Source organism: Mycobacterium sp. 2YAF39 (assembly GCF_052114565.1).
In the GTDB taxonomy this organism is placed as follows: Bacteria; Actinomycetota; Actinomycetes; order Mycobacteriales; family Mycobacteriaceae; genus Mycobacterium.
This window is the reverse complement of the sequence record NZ_JBFREZ010000002.1, coordinates 688987-705245: the sequence shown is the minus strand read 5'-3', so window position 1 is coordinate 705245 and position 16259 is coordinate 688987. Positions and strand designations below refer to the sequence as shown.

16 protein-coding genes and 1 other RNA gene are annotated in these 16259 nt (G+C 60.9%); 12 read left to right on the top strand and 5 right to left on the bottom strand.

Annotation, left to right across the window (positions count from 1 at the left end; genetic code table 11):
* Positions 1-60: 60 nt before the first annotated feature.
* Positions 61-429: a transfer-messenger RNA gene (gene ssrA, locus AB4Z42_RS08925) on the top strand.
* A gap of 23 nt (positions 430-452) precedes the next feature.
* Here ssrA and AB4Z42_RS08920 read toward each other — a convergent pair.
* Both AB4Z42_RS08920 and AB4Z42_RS08915 read right to left on the bottom strand, forming a co-directional pair.
* Entirely contained in the window at positions 453-1379 is a 927-nt protein-coding gene (locus AB4Z42_RS08920; RefSeq protein ID WP_442008753.1) for a tyrosine-type recombinase/integrase, read from the bottom strand.
* 187 nt (positions 1380-1566) lie between these two features.
* Complete coding sequence (locus AB4Z42_RS08915; protein ID WP_442008752.1) at positions 1567-2226, bottom strand: helix-turn-helix domain-containing protein; 660 nt, start codon at positions 2224-2226, stop codon at positions 1567-1569.
* Between the two features lie 295 nt (positions 2227-2521).
* Here AB4Z42_RS08915 and AB4Z42_RS08910 point away from each other — a divergent pair, with 295 nt between their 5' ends.
* From AB4Z42_RS08910 to AB4Z42_RS08895, 4 genes are all read left to right on the top strand, one after another.
* Entirely contained in the window at positions 2522-3478 is a 957-nt protein-coding gene (locus tag AB4Z42_RS08910) for a bifunctional DNA primase/polymerase (RefSeq protein ID WP_442008751.1), read from the top strand.
* Complete coding sequence (locus AB4Z42_RS08905; protein ID WP_442008750.1) at positions 3456-4997, top strand: YfjI family protein; 1542 nt, start codon at positions 3456-3458, stop codon at positions 4995-4997. The genes AB4Z42_RS08910 and AB4Z42_RS08905 overlap by 23 nt, the downstream gene beginning before the upstream one ends.
* Positions 4998-5070: 73 nt before the next feature.
* Positions 5071-5649, top strand: a complete 579-nt coding sequence (locus AB4Z42_RS08900; protein WP_442008749.1) for a hypothetical protein — start codon at positions 5071-5073, stop codon at positions 5647-5649.
* 85 nt (positions 5650-5734) lie between these two features.
* Entirely contained in the window at positions 5735-6232 is a 498-nt protein-coding gene (locus tag AB4Z42_RS08895; protein WP_442008748.1) for a hypothetical protein, read from the top strand.
* Positions 6233-6531: 299 nt separating this feature from the next.
* Here the strand turns inward: AB4Z42_RS08895 and AB4Z42_RS08890 are convergent, their stop codons facing one another.
* Together AB4Z42_RS08890 and AB4Z42_RS08885 are read right to left on the bottom strand one after the other, a co-directional pair.
* Positions 6532-6963 (bottom strand): ASCH domain-containing protein, encoded by a 432-nt coding sequence (locus tag AB4Z42_RS08890; RefSeq protein ID WP_442008747.1) that lies wholly within the window; start codon positions 6961-6963, stop codon positions 6532-6534.
* Entirely contained in the window at positions 6936-8420 is a 1485-nt protein-coding gene (locus tag AB4Z42_RS08885; protein ID WP_442008746.1) for a GNAT family N-acetyltransferase, read from the bottom strand. Before AB4Z42_RS08885 ends, AB4Z42_RS08890 begins: the two co-directional genes overlap by 28 nt.
* A gap of 672 nt (positions 8421-9092) precedes the next feature.
* On the opposite strand from AB4Z42_RS08885, the gene AB4Z42_RS08880 reads away from it, so the two are divergent.
* Positions 9093-9656 (top strand): recombinase family protein, encoded by a 564-nt coding sequence (locus AB4Z42_RS08880; protein WP_442008745.1) that lies wholly within the window; start codon positions 9093-9095, stop codon positions 9654-9656.
* A 105-nt stretch (positions 9657-9761) separates the two neighbouring features.
* On the opposite strand, the gene AB4Z42_RS08875 is transcribed toward AB4Z42_RS08880, so the two are convergent.
* Entirely contained in the window at positions 9762-10583 is an 822-nt protein-coding gene (locus AB4Z42_RS08875; RefSeq protein ID WP_442008744.1) for an alpha/beta hydrolase, read from the bottom strand.
* A 228-nt stretch (positions 10584-10811) separates the two neighbouring features.
* On the opposite strand from AB4Z42_RS08875, the gene AB4Z42_RS08870 reads away from it, so the two are divergent.
* The 6 genes from AB4Z42_RS08870 to AB4Z42_RS08845 all read left to right on the top strand — a co-directional run bounded on the left by AB4Z42_RS08870 (position 10812) and on the right by AB4Z42_RS08845 (position 16249).
* On the top strand, positions 10812-11024 hold the full coding sequence (locus tag AB4Z42_RS08870; protein WP_442008743.1) for a hypothetical protein: 213 nt from the start codon (positions 10812-10814) through the stop codon (positions 11022-11024).
* Between the two features lie 404 nt (positions 11025-11428).
* Positions 11429-12562: a spirocyclase AveC family protein gene (locus AB4Z42_RS08865; protein WP_442008742.1), complete on the top strand. Its 1134-nt coding sequence runs from the start codon at positions 11429-11431 to the stop codon at positions 12560-12562.
* Between the two features lie 127 nt (positions 12563-12689).
* Positions 12690-13133, top strand: a complete 444-nt coding sequence (locus AB4Z42_RS08860) for a limonene-1,2-epoxide hydrolase family protein (protein ID WP_442008741.1) — start codon at positions 12690-12692, stop codon at positions 13131-13133.
* Entirely contained in the window at positions 13130-13966 is an 837-nt protein-coding gene (locus AB4Z42_RS08855; protein WP_442008740.1) for an alpha/beta fold hydrolase, read from the top strand. Before AB4Z42_RS08860 ends, AB4Z42_RS08855 begins: the two co-directional genes overlap by 4 nt.
* The gene (locus AB4Z42_RS08850) at positions 13963-14898 is read left to right on the top strand and encodes an SAM-dependent methyltransferase (RefSeq protein ID WP_442008739.1); all 936 of its coding nucleotides are present in this window, start codon (positions 13963-13965) and stop codon (positions 14896-14898) included. Before AB4Z42_RS08855 ends, AB4Z42_RS08850 begins: the two co-directional genes overlap by 4 nt.
* 130 nt (positions 14899-15028) lie before the next feature.
* The gene (locus AB4Z42_RS08845; RefSeq protein ID WP_442008738.1) at positions 15029-16249 is read left to right on the top strand and encodes a cytochrome P450; all 1221 of its coding nucleotides are present in this window, start codon (positions 15029-15031) and stop codon (positions 16247-16249) included.
* The last annotated feature ends 10 nt before the right edge of the window (positions 16250-16259 follow it).

Genomic DNA, 16259 nt, shown 5'->3' with positions numbered 1-16259 from the left:
GGCGCGTGTTGTGCTCACCGGTAGAATGAAGTGTCCTGCTGAAAGTCGGCGGGGGTGCGAGGGGCTGAACGGTTTCGACTTCGCGCATCGAATCAAGGGAAGCGTGCCGGTGCAGGCAAGAGACCACCGTAAGCGTCGTTGCAACCAATTAAGCGCCGATTCTAATCAGCGCGACTTCGCACTCGCTGCATAAGCGACTGTGAGTCCGTCAGACCGGGAGAGCCCTCGACCCGGACCCTGGCGTCATCTAGAGGGACAAACCTACGGGTCCGGTCGCGGGACCCGTAGGGACATCAAACAGCGACTGGGATCGTCATCCTGACTTGTTCGCGTGATCAGGAGATCCAAGTAGAGGCATAGCGAACTGCGCACGGAGAAGCCTCGAGGGAATGCCGTAGGACCCGGGTTCGATTCCCGGCAGCTCCACTGAGAATATGCGGCTCGTTAGCAGGTCAGAGGGTATTTTCGCTCTGACCTGCTTCCTTTCTGGGCACATTTTGGGCACATCCTGAAACGAGGTCGTCCATCTTGTCGGCCACTTCGTCTAGGTCATCAGGGAACAGATGCCCGTATTGATCGAGCGTCATCGTCGCCGTTTTGTGCCCAAGCTGGGACTGCACTGTCTTGACGTTGGCGCCGGAGGCGATCATCAACGACGCCGCCGTGTGCCGCAGTTCATGGACGGTGACCCGAGGGAACTTCTCATCTGCCGCCTGGCACCGTTTAACTGCCGCACCAAACCAGTGCGTCGTCGTTGGGGGCCGCAATGGATGCCCATCGGACCGGCGCCATAACAGTTCGTCGGGAGACTTGCCGACCATTGCCGGTGCGAGCAGCTTGAGCACCGACGCAGACACTGCCACCGAGCGGGCCGCGTGCGTCTTGGTGGTGCCGATGATCGTCTTGGCGTTGACCTTGGACGCCGACCGCTCCACGCGAATGCGGCCACGACCTAGATCGACGTCGCGGACCCGCAACGCCGCCATTTCGCCCCACCGCAGGCCTGTCGTCGCGAGCAACAAAACGATGTCGGGATGCTTTGATTCGTCGGCCAAGGTATGCACCTGAGCGGCAGTCAAGAAGCTGCGCGGCTTGGTCGTCGTCTTGCGGGGTAGCTTCACGCCACGCGCCGGGTTGGTCGCCAGACGCCGGTCAGCGACCGCGTCATCGAGAATGCCTGCCAGGACCGTTTGCGCGTGAGCCACTGAGGACGGCGAGAGTTTCATTTCGGCAACCCACTTTTGGACCTCGGTTGGCCGAATGTCAGCGATGCGACGGCGACCCCAGCGCGGTTCGACATGCACCCGCCAGACTGATTCCAGACGCGCCGACCAACTGGCCTTGAGGTGCGCTTGGCGCGCAAGCCATTCCTTACCCAACTCGCCGATGGTGACCTGACCGAGTGACGGCGCGACGTAACTGCCGGTGAGCTTCTCGACTTCGACCGTGTTGGCGAACGCCTCGGCCGCTCGCTTCGTGGTGAATCCGCGTTTCTTGGTCTGCGTGTGTTGCGGCGTTCGATAGCGGACCATGTAGCGCGTTGTGCCCGTGGCTGTTTGATACTTCTCAATTGTCGCCACGCAGCACCTCGGCAAGTTTCAGCGCTTCCTCGACGGCCCATGGCGGGTTTGAATCGACGAAGCGCCGGTAGTCGGCGGTGCCTGTCAGGGTCGGCTCAGTGGTCGCGCCGAGACCACGAATGCGCAACGCATGCAACTTGTTCCATAGCAATTCTTGTGCGCGTTCCGGCGGGTGTCCTGTTGCCTGAACTAGCTGATCCTTGGTGTCTGCTTTCGGCATCAGTAGTGCGATTGGGGAGACATTAAGCCCTTCCGCCAGCGCCATCAAGTCGTCAACGTCGACTCGCCGCGCGCCCCGCTCTATCTCACTTATCGTGTTATGCGCCATCGGGCGGACTACCCGGCCCATGTGGTCCGAAAGATCACGCAACGTCATGTCCCTTTCCCGACGTAATCGCTTGATGTTCGCTCGCACCGTCTCCCCGGTAAGGCCGATCTCAACGCGCCTTGTCGCCATGATGCAGATTTTAGACGACTCTTGCAGAATTTCAACTACCCAAGTATAAATGAGGACTATCGGAACAAATTCAGCAAAACCCGACCAAACGAGGTGATCTGTGGAGACCGATAGGCCGACCATGGCAACCGATAGGCAACTGAGCGATTTCGGCGAAGAGGAGCTGATCCCCTCCGGAACGATGCCCACGATCTTTCCAAGAACGAACCTTCAAACGTGGGCGGCCTTGCGGCACAAAGGAAACGGACCCGCTTTCGTCAAAGTGATGCGACGGGTTTACTACCGCCGCTGCGATGTCGAGGCTTGGATAGAACAAAACCGCAAGGTCCGCACCGACCAGCCTGTCGCCTGATCCCAAGACAGCCACGATTGCAGATTGGGACTGTCGATGTCTGACCACCACGCTCGCGATGCCGGGAAGGAATGCAACCGCGTCGATGGGTTGCGCCTAGAAGCCGACGCACTGCGTACACTCGGCGCTTCGGTGCTGCACGCCGACGACATCGGTAGCTACGCAATCGAATACGGGATCAACAACTGGCCGATCATCCCGCTGAACGGCAAGCTTCCGGCGATCCCGAATCCCCACCCAAAGGGAAGCGGCGAACGGCAAGAATGCCACGGCGACTGCGGTCTTCATGGTCACGGCGTCTACGACGCCACCACCGATGTCGCAGTTGTTGCCTTTTGGTGGGGTGGTGAATGTGCGGGCTGCAATATCGGTGGGCGAGTGCCCGAATCGATGTTCGTACTCGATATGGATCCGCGGAATGGCGGCCTGGAGTCGCTCGCTGAGTTGGAGACACAGCACGGACCTCTTCCAGAGACTTTGATGACGCTTTCAGGGCGCGGTGACGGCGGTTGCCATCGGTTCTACCGCCGACCACCCGGAAGGCTGTCCCACAAGCGACTTGGGCCCGGTATCGACCTCAAATCGTCGACCGGCTACGTGGTACTACCACCATCGATCCACCCGGAAACGGGGCGCCCGTATGTACGGATCGACGCTCCGGTCGCAGCACCACCGTCCTGGCTAATCGACCTAATAAAGCCTGAGCCGCCCAAGACCCCACGGCGAGAACCTCGACCACTGTCACGGTTCTCGAGGAGTCCGTCGATAGCCGACAACTTCACCGTTAGGACGTCTTGGTTCGACATCCTGGGTCCACACGGCTGGCGTTGCCTCGATGCAGATCCCGACGCCAATGGGGCTCGCTGGCTGCATCCAACGCACACATCCGCGTGCTCCGCGACTGTCCGCAACGGTTGCCTGTTCGTTTACAGCCCCAACACCGTGTTCGACATCACCGAACCCGGACACCCACGCGGCTACACCAAATTTCGGGCTTACGCGCAGCTCAACCATGACGGTGACCTGTCCGGAGCGGCCCACGTCCTAACGGAAGGGGTGGCCCGAATTGATCGACGCAAAATCCGTTGACCCGCTGCCCGAGGTTGATGAGATCTGGGTCGATGGCGATCCGGTCCCATTGAGCCTGGCCGTGCAAGTACCGCCGTTCCCCGTAGCTGCTCTGCCCGAGCCGATTGCGCAGATGGTGTGCGCGGTCAGCGAAGCCACACAGACTGATCCGGCGATGGCCGCCACGTCAGCCTTATCCGCGTTATCAGCCTGCAGTGGCGGCCGCGCGGAAATTGAGATCCGCCACGGTTGGCGAGAGCCACTGTGCCTATACACCGTTACCATCGCCGCCCCAGGTGAACGTAAGTCAGCAGTCCAGTTGGCATTAACTCGTCCGATCTTTGACGTTGAAGCGCACCTCGCCGATAAAGGTCAAGCGGCGCGGCTGGAAGCCGAGACTCGCAAACAGATCGCCGTCAAAACCGCGGAACAACAACGCGTCACTGCCGCCAAAGCCAAAGCTAGCGAGCGGGATAAGCGGATGGCTGATGCGATCGGAGCAGCGACGATCGCGGCGTCCATCGAGGTTCCCCCAATCACGCGGCTGGTTGCCGACGACATCACGCCTGAGGCCGCTGCCTCCTTGTTGGTCGAGCAGGGAGGTCGGTTGGCGATTATTTCAGCTGAAGGCGGGATTTTTGACATCGTTGCCGGGCGCTACTCGGGGTCAATCCCAAACATGGACCTGTGGCTCAAGGGGCACTCGGGTGACCCGCTGAAAGTGGACCGTAAAGGCCGACCACCCGAACATGTTCGCCGCCCCGCGCTCACCCTAGCCCTGATGATTCAGCCCGCGGTGTTGTCCGCCATTGCCGCCAACCGGGAGTTTCGTGGCCGCGGGTTTCTGGCGCGCATCCTTTACGCGCGCCCGGTATCAAAGGTGGGCCGACGCACGATCGCAGCACCCCCGGTCGACTTGGCGATCGAGAATCGGTATGAGGCCGTTGTTGCCGAGCTCGCTTCGGGGATGGCCGCTTGCTTTGGCGAACCCGCCGTCCTGACGCTGACCCAAACCGCGCAGCAGGCGATGCAGACGATCGAGGCGGCGGTAGAACCAACTCTTGCCGGGAACGGTGAACTTGCCTCGCTTGCTGATTGGGGCGCGAAGTATGTGGGTGCGGTGGCGCGCATCGCAGGGATCTTGCACCTTGCCGAGCATGGCTCTGTGAAAGGCCCGCGAGAACCGATCTCGGCGCAAACGATTTTGGCGGCCTCACGGATCGGGGGGTACTTCAAGGCTTCCGCGATCAACGCGTTCTCGGAGATGGGCACCGATCGTGGTACCGCCGACGCGATCTATCTCCTCAGGCGCGTCCGAGATCTCGGCCAGGATGAGGTGTCCGAGCGCGACTTGCATGTGGCCGGTCGGTCTGTGTTCAAGAAGAAAGCTGATCTAACCCCCGCGCTGGATCAGCTCGTAGATCACGGGTACCTGGTCCCGCTGGCCCAACCGAAATCGACAGGAGGCCGCCCAGCATCACCGCGCTACAAGGTGCACCCGTGCGCAAAAGCCACACAACACACAGAAGGTACGTCATGAGAGGCCTTCTGTGCCTTCTGTGCGTTCTGTGTCTGAGTCGACCAACCGACGCGCTTACCGAAGGAGGAACAAAGTGACCGACCCATCGACTGTCGAACCTATCGACCGGTGGGCTCGTAGCGCCCACCCAGAGCGGCGGTGCACCGCACACCGAAAGAACGGCGACCAGTGCAAGAACGCCGCGCGCCATGGGACGAACGTCTGTGACTTTCATGGCGCCAAGGCGCCACAGGTAAAGCGCAAAGCCCGTCAGCGCATCGAGGAAGCAGCCGATCGAATGGCGTGCGAACTGTTGAAGATGGCGACCGACGACAACGTGGCCGACTCGATCAAGCTTGCGGCGATCCGCGATGCCCTTGACCGGGCCGGCCTGGCGGCGAAGAACGCGGTCGAAGTGGAAGTGGGGCCACCCAAACCGTATGAGCAGATCCTCAACGGACTGGTGGTTATTGGCGGTGGCTCCCGCGCCGAGTACCGCCGAAGCATCGGTCGGCCAGACGATTCCGATGCCGACCACACCCGACCAGCGGCGGATCGCCTGCGCAAGTTGCCCACTGCAGATGCCGAGTCATTCGACACCGGGCTTGTCGGTTACCAAACACACAGAAGAGTTCAGCGGCGTCCCGCCGGTGAGAACAGACAAAGGGACTGATAGCAACATCGATTCGTCCAACCAAGCATCCCCGGCACAAAACATCGCGGCGCTAAAGCGCGCAGCACCAACCGAAAGTAGAAACATGATCGATCGCATTGGTGAGGGTCTTATCAAGTGCCCCGACTGCGGCGCGATGGTCCCCTCGTTCGCAAGCCTCATCGACCAGCCCGGCGCACCGGAACATATGACGCTCTGCTTCCGTCCGGTTCACGACGCCACCATGCACAATCCGGGCTGCACCTACTGTCACGACCCGGAAACAGTGGGCTACCTGAGACCGCTTATTGAGCGGTTTGACCGGAATGAGCAGGAGCGCAACAAGCTCACTGTCGGCGAGTTGCTCGATAGCATCAGTCCGATCCTGAACCTAAGCATCACTGCCGAGGACCTAATGAAGGTCGCTGAAATTGGCAAGGTCCTGTTCTACGACGCCATCTGCACGGCCGATGAACAAGACAACGCTGGGTTCTTCGCCGAGGCATACAGTCATTGGGGGCCGGTGGTCGACGACGTGCTGGCGGAATGTGACCGCGACATCACGCGCGATACCAAGACTGGCCGCTTGCGGGCGTTGGAATAATTGAGTTCCCGGTTATCCCCGGGGAGGCGAACGGACGCGCCGCTGACGCCGGGCTGCGCTGAGCTGCCTCGCGTTGGCAGCGTCGGTTGCCCGTGATGGCACCAGCGCGACCCGAAAGACGACGGCATGACGGCACGGTTGCACCGGCCCGAGCCGCAACCCAAGGCGTCCGCCTGCATGATCTGCGGCACAGGGCAGCCGTCGGGTGGCTGCGCCGCCCACCCGTGGGTGAATTTGCATGAGCGCGCGGGTATCAAGCAGTTGCCGCTGAAGGTGGGAGCCAGATGGCCGCATCGTTCCTATGAGAAAATTTCGGCCAGTCGCGACCCAGCCTGATGCGGTCCAAAGTACTGAAAACTCTGCGGCGGCCGGCTAATTCCGAACGCTTCCTGAAGCGTGACATGTCGATCGAGACTCACGAGGTCACCGACACGAATCCCGACACCTCGCGAGCACCCGTCGTAGTAGTCGAGAAACTTGACCTTTGAGATGCCAGCTACCTTACTAAATTGCCGCCAAAGTCGTTGCGGGCTATCGATAACCTGCTCCCGCACTGTGAACACCGCAACTACCCGCGCCACCGGATGAGTCGCGTAGAGGGCCACGTGTGTTACGTCGGGCGCAAGAGGACGTTTCCGAAACTCGACTGTTTTTTGTCCCGTGACAAGTGCGTCGGCGTACTCAGCGTGAACCGACAGGAGTGCTATCCGGTAAGCAGGTTGGTTATCCATGACAGGGCTCCGCCGTCTCTTACCAGTTGAATGCTCTGAGGAGAGCGTGCCATCACCCTTTGCTGGATCAGCTCAACCGAGTCTATCGGCGTGTCGAGGACTCGATCGAGTCGGAATCGTATCGCGAGTACCTCTCGCCTCGAGCACATCTCGTGAATCTCGGTAGGTGTGTACACGGTTCGCCGACCCGTGAAGGCGAGAATCTGGGTGGGATCCGATGAACGTAACGTTTCCTCTACCACCCCAACCACATTGACCATTTGCGCCTCGCGAGTGCGCAAGAACAGCAACGTGTCGCCACCTCTAAGCTGCCTAGACCCAGAGTGGCACACGTACGCTTTTCGAATCGCATTTCCCTGATCACTCATGCCCTCATACAAGGTGAGCTGATGCGACTCGTCCGCGATAGGGAAAAGGCTGGCGTGCCACCTGGGCAATATGGGAACTAGGAAGACGCGATCGGGTTGAATGGCGCCCGGCCCATGTCGAATATGGTAGGCGAGAGGGTCTACAGGCGCCGAGCCCGGCACAGGGTGCAGCCGCTTTCCGAGCACCGCCTCCCCGGTTCGATGTGTGACCCCGATCTTGGAAAATCCGAAGCTTTCGAACAGTTGGACAACGGCGATCTCTTGCTCGAAGGCCTCGACGAAGATGGAGTCGAACCCGTTGGTTCGCGCGTACTCGAAAACGGCCCAGAGGAGAAGCTCTCCCCTCTTCACGCCACGGGCTTCAGTCGCCACCTTAAATGTGCAGATCTTCAGTACCCGTCCTGGCAACCCCCAGGTGTCGTCGAACTCCTCCTTAAGGATGACGATGGCATCTAGACCGGCACCGAGACCACCCATGATCAGACAGGGCCGCGCCTCCTTGGCCACCTTGTCCCGCAGCCAAGTGCGAACGCCATACTCGGCCGCGAAATCGTTGAAGATAGGGTCGTCGCGGTTGATCTCATAACCAGCGACAGTCTCAACGGTGGGGATGCTGATCGGACGATGCCGTTGCCGGGAGAGTACGTCGAGCGCGTCAACAAGGCCGAATACTCGGTCTTCGAGACCAAGCGCCTTGGCATGCGGCAGGATTCGTTGGTCCTCGGTCACCAACCACTGAACTGCACCCCGATCAAGGGCCAATAGCAGAGTTAAGTCGACATGGCTTTGCGCGCTTATTTGTGGTGGATAGCCCGCCCGGGCCTGGAAGCCGTCGGGGACGTTTATCGGCCTCAACACGTGATAGCGCGTGAGTTGCTGGCGGCGTCTACGTTTGTGTTGTTCATCGGCATGGCGCGCGAAGTCGTCGCGGATACCTGCCCCGACGCACAGTGTGTGGCCGAGCTCCGTGGCAGCGCGATATAGCTCTGTAGCCATGACGGCATTTGGATGCAATGAGTCGGGGTCGCTCTCCGCCGCTATGAAGATATTAGTGTCGATGAGGATGCGTAGTGTCGCAGCGCTCGCCATGCCTCTCCTCTCGCGAATTCAGCATCCCGTAGATTGGCAACGTTTTAGCCGCCAATCGAATACATTTCGCCAGACAAAGGCGGCGTCCCGGGAGCCTGATGGCGGGTCGGAGTCAGCAGCAGATTTGCACTCGCCCACTTTTTTGGAGCCATCCCATCGGGCGGGGTCATTTGCGGTGTGGGCTGGCCGATCGCTGACTATCGTTGTGGACTTCAATCAGGGGCTTTGAGGACCTGCTTTACGTAGCAACGCGGACGCATCGCTCTACAAACTAGGATCCGTGATGGTAAATCAGCGCGATGCCAAATGCGCTATCGGACTTGAAATCGCGCGTCAAGCGCCACACAACGGTGGGTCCAGTGGTCCATCACATATGAACCGCACAGAGAGCGAGGGAGGGCGGGCCGCCGGTGGAGGCCGCTCAAACGGATGTGTACATCAAAGGGTCGTTGGTGGACTCCAGGCTCCTTCGCTGCCTCAGCTTGTTTATCCGCGCGTTGAACGGCAAGGTGCGGCTGTCTCGAAAACGATGGGTTGATGCGACTGAGTCATGTCGTTCGTCGGCACGCCCGCTTCCAGGCTCAACGATTCCATCGTTGTCTTGAAAACCAGTCTCATAACCTCTAGTATCAGAACCGGTAGTCCGACGGGATTATGAGACAGGAGCTGCAGTTGGCAACGATTGGATACGCGAGGGTGTCGACGGTTGACCAGAATCCCCAGCTTCAGCTCGACGCGCTTGAGGAAGCCGGGGCCACCCGCATCTTCACCGACCATGGCGTGAGTGGCGCGACCGCGTGCCGACCCCACCTTGATGCATGTCTCGACCACCTCCGCGAGGGTGACGTGCTCACCGTCTGGAAACTGGACCGGCTCGGGCGCAACACCCAGCACATTCTCGCCGTCGTTAATGAGTTGACGTCACGCGGGATCGGGTTCCGCAGTATTACCGAGGGCTTGCACACCCAGGGGGCGATGGGCAAGGCGATGTTGACCATTATGGCGGCGTTCGCCCAGCTGGAGCGGGACACCATGATCGAGCGCACCCGTGCCGGGCTGATGGCGGCTGCGGCGAATGGTCGGAAGGGCGGACGTCCGCGAAAAATTAACGACGTCGATGCCGCCAAAGCTCGTGGTCTCCGCGCCAAAGGGGTTGCTGCGAGTGACATCTCGAAAATGCTCGGCGTCTCGCGCGCCACTGTGTATCGATATCTCGCTGAAAACGGGGTCGTGTGATATGTAGCGTTCGATGGCAGCTCGCCTACACGTCTCGTTTTGGAGGCCCGTGGGTGACCCGCCAGATCGAACGCGTTGCTCGGATGGTCGTTAGGGGCAAAGGAACTAATGCGCGCGCCTTTGCGGCCTCAGCATCCGCCGCATCGCAGCGTACATATTCTCGGTGAAATGCCGAACCGCGAAAGTGTGTGCACCCACGATGTCGAATCCGTGGTAAGCGTCTGGGACCACAGCTAGGTGAGTCGACACTCCTGCTGCGCGGAGCCGGTTCGCGTAGTCGACGCTCTCGTCGTGGAATAGATCTTCGGTGCCCACGCCGATCCAGGCAGGGGGAAGTCCTGACAGATCGGCGCGTCGCGCCGCTGATGCGTAAGGATTCACGCCGTCTGCGCCTGGCTCGCAACCGAGGTAGGAGCGCCATCCGAATCCGTTGTCTTCGGGCGGCCAGCCTCTTGCGGCGTTGGGAGTAGCCCGCTGAACCGTCCTGTCATCGAGCATCGGGTAGATGAGAACCTGGCCTGCGAGGCGGTTCGACCCAGCGTCGGTCCAACGCAGGGCGAGGGCCGCGGCAAGGCCACCACCGGCTGACTTACCGGCTACGAGAACTCGTCGATGATCGATATCGTCGCGAGCGGATAGCCATTCAAGGGCGCCGTAGCAATCATCGAGCGCTGCCGGATAAGGATGTTCGGGGGCTAGCCGATATTCGACGCTCGCCACCAGGACGCCGAGGCTCTCAGACATCCTCCGCACGGCGCGGTCATTCACTGCCGCCGATCCCCATACGTAGCCGCCGCCGTGAATCCACAGCACCGCGGGCCACCTGTCCCCGAGAGTGCTCGGCCGATGAATCCGCACGGTGGATGTTGCCGACACCGAAACGACTTCGACATCGTGGCACGCCGTTGCTGCGCCAACTACTGCCATTCCGGCTCGCATAGTGCGCAGATGGCGGTGAAATAGACCTCTTCGGTATGGCAAAAAGTATGCGGCGGCTCGTAGCCAGGTACCGGCAGGGGGTAGGTAGTCAGTGCCGGGTTCATCCATTACGTCCCTCCCACCGATAGGGCTGCTCGCGGTGGAGCCGGTACCGCACTCTATCTGTGGGCTAATGGCAGTCGAACGCCCTCATCCGTGCGCTGACGACGCGACACCATGATTGAGCGGACGCGCGCCGAACTTGCTGCTGCTGCCGCCAACGGCCACAGGGGTGGACGTCCCCGCAAGGTCGATGACGTCGCCGCCGCTAAGGCGCGCAACATGCGGGAGAAGGGGGCTCACCGCGATCGACATCGCGAATATGTTGGGCGTGTCCGCGCCACCGTGTACCGGTATCTCGCGGTCGACGCCGTCGCCGTTCAGACGTGATTCGTCTACGCATTCCTGGGCGACCGGGCAGCTAATGCTCCGGTGGGGCGCGGCTCCGCACAACCTTCGCAGGGCTCGTCCACGCAATTGCTTGACCGCAAGTTATTTCTGGTGCAGTCTGACACCACAACATTTTCTGGTGCCGGTATGCCCCAGATTGGTGCGGAGGTGAAGGCCATGTCGGTTGGCATGATCGCAGCGCCCAGAAATCGTGTGTCGACCCATCCGCCCGACAACGACGAAGCCGCGGCGTCGTCTCGACCCGCCCAGGGTGTCGGCATCACCGGGCAACTGCGGCCTGAAGTCAAAGGGCGACGATCCGCCAGCTCTAGATCGGCAGACCGGAGCCGTCGGGCCCGCTGCGAACCCGACCCTTTATGCGCGCGTCAAAGTGAGGAAAACCAGTGACAACTGAGCAGACATCGAAGTCGGCCGATCCGCCGGACGCGCAATCTTCGCGCTCGTCGACCAGCGTGTGGACGTGGGTGTGGACTGCACTAGGTGTCGCGACGGTAGTCGCGATTGGGTGGAACGCAACGAATTACCCCGATGAGCGAATCGCGAATCCGAACGTCAAAGGCGCGCCGCGGCCTGTCGAGCCGCTACTCGGCTTCGATCACTGGATCGCCGTGCTGCAGATCTTCACGGTCATTGCCGTGGTCGGCCTCATCGTGGCCGCTGTGTGGGGATGGCGCCGCTATGGACCACACCCGTACATCCTCATGGGCCTGGTGACAACCATCATCGTCTGGCAGGACCCGATGATGAACTGGGCACCGTACGCGGTGTACGACCCGCGTCTGTGGCACTGGCCCGAGTCGTGGCCATACGTATCGCTTGCGCCGACCGTCGAACCGTTCGTTGTCTTTGGCTACGTGATGTTCCAGTTCGGCCCCTACTTCCCAGCTGTCTGGGCGCTCCGCAAGATTCAGGCGCGAAGGACCGCCGACACTTTCGTGTGGCGCCATCCGTTGCTCAGTCTCGGCGTGCTGATCTTCCTCTTCGGATTCATCATCGACATGATCCTCGAGGTCGCGATGATCCACACCGGTCTCTACATCTACTCGCAGGTGATTCCGTTCGGTTCGATCTTCGTAGGGACCCCTCATCAGTTCCCACTGCTTTGGGAGTCGTCGCTGGTTACTCTCGTCATGATCCCCGCGGGAATCCTGGTCTATCGCGATGACACGGGCCGCACGGTGTCGGAGAAGCTCGCCAAGCGCGCCCGCCTCTTCCCGACTCGGCCGGCACTCGGGTCGTTCATGGTAATGCTCATCATCGTCAACCTGTTCTATCTGGTCTATGGGCTCGCTTTCGCCTCTTTCAAGTGGACGAGGATCGCGACGTCAGTCGCGTGCCCTTGGCCGTACCCGGACGCGAAAGTCTATGACCCGCAGGGGTTCTACGAGCAGAACGGTCAGGAGGGGCCGTACTCGGTCGGTATATGGTCCGGCTGGGAGATGGCCCAACCCAACGGACGTCCGAGCGTTCAGCTGGGATCCGTCAGTGACCGCTGCGCGCCGAATAAAGTCGGATGATCAGCTCGCGACGTGATGACGAGCGCCACACGGTTGCGACTCGGCGTCCATCATCCTGGTAGTTCAGCCCCCGCAGGTGCTCCCGATCGAAGCCCTGAGTCCTGCCCACCAATGTGAGGAGACCTCGATGTCAAACCCCATCGCGATCGTCCGCGAGTTCTGTGAGCTGATGGAGAAGCGTGATCCGGATGCCTTACGCCCGTTGCTAGCTGAGAATGCCGTCTACCAAAACGTCGGAATGCCTGCGATCACCGGGGTCGACGCGATCCTGGACAACATGGGCGCGCAGTTTGCGATGTTCCCCGACGCGTACGCATTCGAAATCGTGAACATCGCCAGCGACGGTTTAGTCGTACTGACCGAGCGGCTTGACTACATACAAACGCCCAACGGCGAAAAACCCGCCGTGCCGGTGATGGGTACTTTCGTCATCGATGACAACAAGATCACCCGATGGACGGACTACTTCGATCTCAACCTGACCGTGAAACTCCTTCAGGGTGAGGACATCACCGCTCTTGTGCCTGCGAGTCCAACCGTTAGGGCGGCAATAGCGGAGAGGCCTCGATGAATCCGACGTGCGTCGTCGACGGTGCTGTCATCGACTACGAAGACACCGGCGCGGGGTCAGTCGTGGTGTTCGTCCACGGTGTCTACGTCTCGGGCGCGATCTGGCATCGTGTGGTGGCCGCAATTGGAGGCAGCGCCCGGTGCATCGTCCCAACCTGGCCGCTGGGTGCACACGAACCGGTACGGTCCGGTGTTGACCTGAGCGCTGCGGCCACCGCAAGGCGCATTATCGGCTTCCTCGAAGCCCTTGATCTGCAAGGCGTCACGCTCGTAGCCAACGACACAGGTGGTGGTTTGGTGCTAGCAGCACTCGGCGATCCCGCTCTCGATTCGTCGAGGATCGGCAGCCTGGTCTTCACCAACTGTGACAGTTACGAGCACTTCCCACCCGGTCAGTTTCGGGTACTCGTCAAGCTGTGCCAGATCAGCCCACGCCTCGGTAGTGCAGTGCTCTGGGCGCTTTCGACGAAACCGGGCTTGAGTGTCTTCCTTAAGGCTGTCTGCAAGCAACCAGTCACCGATGCCGAGAAGTCCGCCATATTCGGAGCATTCCTAACCGACTCGGCAACGCGACGGCAGGCGGCCGCCGTGACGGCCTCTCTGGACCCGGCGCTCACGCTGCGGGCGGTGCCGGCGATCAAAGCCTTCTCTGGGCCAGTCACCCTTGTTTGGGCCGCCGGCGACCCGATGTTCCCATTGGACCACGGGCGTCGCTTAGCAGCGGACTTCCCGAACTCGCAGCTGATCGAGATTTCGGAAAGCCTGACATATGTCATGCTCGATGCTCCGGGACCCCTGGCCGAGGCGATCACGTCCATGGTTTCGGCGTCATGAGTTCCGACAGGCACAACGAGAGTTGGGGAATCACAGCCAATCTCGGGACCACAGCGCTCGGAGTCGCCTCTCAACGTGCGGCCGAGACGGCGCAGCCACATCCTCTGGTGCGTGACGATTTCGCCGCGATCATGGTGGCGGCGGCGAACGAGCCCGGATGGCAGACAATGGCGACCGGCGATCTCTCCTGGATGGGGCCCGAAGACGACAAGGGGCGACGCGCAGCGGAGACCGGACGCAACTACGTCGCCACGCGCACCGTCTTCTTCGACAACTATTGCGCCGCCGCGGCGGAGGCCCGAATACGGCAGATCGTGATTCTGGCATCGGGTCTCGATGCGCGGCCATACCGACTTCAGTGCCTTCGCGACATCGATGTGTATGAGATCGATCAGCCGGAAGTGTTGGCGTTCAAGGCTTCCGTTCTCACGGCGCACGGCGCGTCGGCGCTCGCGAGGTTGCACCTCGTGCCTATCGACTTGCGCAATGAGAAGTGGCCAAATGCCTTGGGAGCAGGGGGCTTCGACACCTCGAGACCCACCGCGTGGCTCGCGGAGGGGTTGCTTCCGTATCTGAGTTCAGAGGACCACGATCGCTTGTTCACCGTCGTCACCTCGCTAAGCGCACCCGGGAGTTGGTTGGCCGCCGAGGTCTACCCGGATGCCGAGGTGTCCTTCGGCGCGACGCGGATGGGAAAGTGGCGCGACGGAGCCAAGGACATGAGCGACACGATCGGTGTCAGCATGGACGTCGCGTCGTTCATCAAGGACGACGACGCCACCGACACAGCGTCGTGGCTGTCTCGACGCGGCTGGGCAGTGGAATCGGTTGACAGTCGCGAGGAGATGGAACGCCACGGCAGGCCGATTCCGCCGGATCTCGTGGACACCGCTCCGGTCAGCTCCCTTGTGACTGCGCGGCTCCCGTCGTGATGCACTCGCCCTGGGCGGCTCCAGATGGGCGTCTGGCACGCGATCAGAGTGCCGAGTCGGGACAACTTCAATCGCGTGGGCTATCAGCTTGACTGAACAGCGAACATATGACGTATGACGGAAAACGACAGTGACATCACCAATTTCTGATTCCAGCGCTGAGGCGGAGCTTCCTCCTATCCCGGGGCCACGTGATGTGCATTGTCCACTTCGTCCTCCACCTGAATCCGCGGCGTGGCGGGACGAGCCAGGTTTGCGACGGGCGATCTATCAAGGCCAACCGGCCTGGGTCGTGAGCCGCTATCAGGACATCCGAGCCGCGCTAGTCGACCCGCGGTTGAGCGCAAAAACCGTTCCCGTTGATGTGATGTCCTCGATTGCTGACGGCGATGAGCCTGTGATGTTCGCTCGGACAGATGATCCCGAGCATCACCGAATACGGCAAATGATGGCCCGCAACTTCACATTTCGGCGATCTGAAGCGATGCGGCCCAAGATCCAAAAACTAGTTGATCGGCATCTGGACAGGATGATCGACAAGGGTTCGCCCGCAGATCTATTCGGTAACTTCGCGCTGCCAGTGCCGTCCCTAGTCATCTCGCTGCTGCTCGGCGTGCCGCCCGAAGACCTCGAGCTCTTCCAACACCACACCGCGATGACGATGGACTCGCAAGCCACGGCGGACGAGCAAACCCAGGCGTTCGTATCAATGTTCATCTACATATTGGACTTGGTGGATCGAAAACTACACCAGCCCGGTGATGATCTGATCAGCCGCCTCGCTACCGATTACATTGCCACTGGCGAGCTTAGCCGTGAGACCGCTGCCATCAGCGGGGTGATCATGATGCAGGCCGGTCATGAAACCACCGCCAGCATGATTGCGCTGGGAACGATCGCGCTGATGCAGCACAGGGATGTCTTTGAGCAGCTCGGCCAGACCGACGATCGGGCAATCGTGGCGAACATCGTCGAAGAGTTAATGCGCTACCTGGCCATCGTGCACGCCCAAGTAGACCGCATTGCGATCGAAGACCTCACGATCGCAGGCGAACTCATTCGAGCGGGAGACATGCTGGTGATGAATCTGCCAGCGGGAAACTGGGACCCCGCGTTCGTTCCCGACCCGGAGACTTTCGACATCGGCAGGAGCACCCGCGGGCACCTGGGCTTTGGCTACGGCGTACACCAGTGCATCGGGCAGAACTTGGCGCGAGTAGAGATGCAAACAGCGTTCGCGACGCTGGCCCGGCGGCTGCCCGGTTTGCGGTTGGCGGTCCCCATCGAAGAGTTGAGGTTCCACAACGAATCAGGCATCTATGGCATCAACGAACTTCCCGTCACGTGGTGACAGTTCCTAT

Excerpts from the sequence above, each read along its gene's own strand:
- AB4Z42_RS08895 (WP_442008748.1), top strand. The coding sequence starts at position 5,735 with ATGATCGATCGCATTGGTGAGGGTCTTATCAAGTGCCCCGACTGCGGC.
- AB4Z42_RS08890 (WP_442008747.1), bottom strand. The coding sequence starts at position 6,963 with ATGGATAACCAACCTGCTTACCGGATAGCACTCCTGTCGGTTCACGCT.
- AB4Z42_RS08885 (WP_442008746.1), bottom strand. The coding sequence starts at position 8,420 with ATGGCGAGCGCTGCGACACTACGCATCCTCATCGACACTAATATCTTC.
- AB4Z42_RS08875 (WP_442008744.1), bottom strand. The coding sequence starts at position 10,583 with ATGGCAGTAGTTGGCGCAGCAACGGCGTGCCACGATGTCGAAGTCGTT.
- AB4Z42_RS08870 (WP_442008743.1), top strand. The coding sequence starts at position 10,812 with ATGATTGAGCGGACGCGCGCCGAACTTGCTGCTGCTGCCGCCAACGGC.
- AB4Z42_RS08860 (WP_442008741.1), top strand. The coding sequence starts at position 12,690 with ATGTCAAACCCCATCGCGATCGTCCGCGAGTTCTGTGAGCTGATGGAG.
- AB4Z42_RS08855 (WP_442008740.1), top strand. The coding sequence starts at position 13,130 with ATGAATCCGACGTGCGTCGTCGACGGTGCTGTCATCGACTACGAAGAC.
- AB4Z42_RS08850 (WP_442008739.1), top strand. The coding sequence starts at position 13,963 with ATGAGTTCCGACAGGCACAACGAGAGTTGGGGAATCACAGCCAATCTC.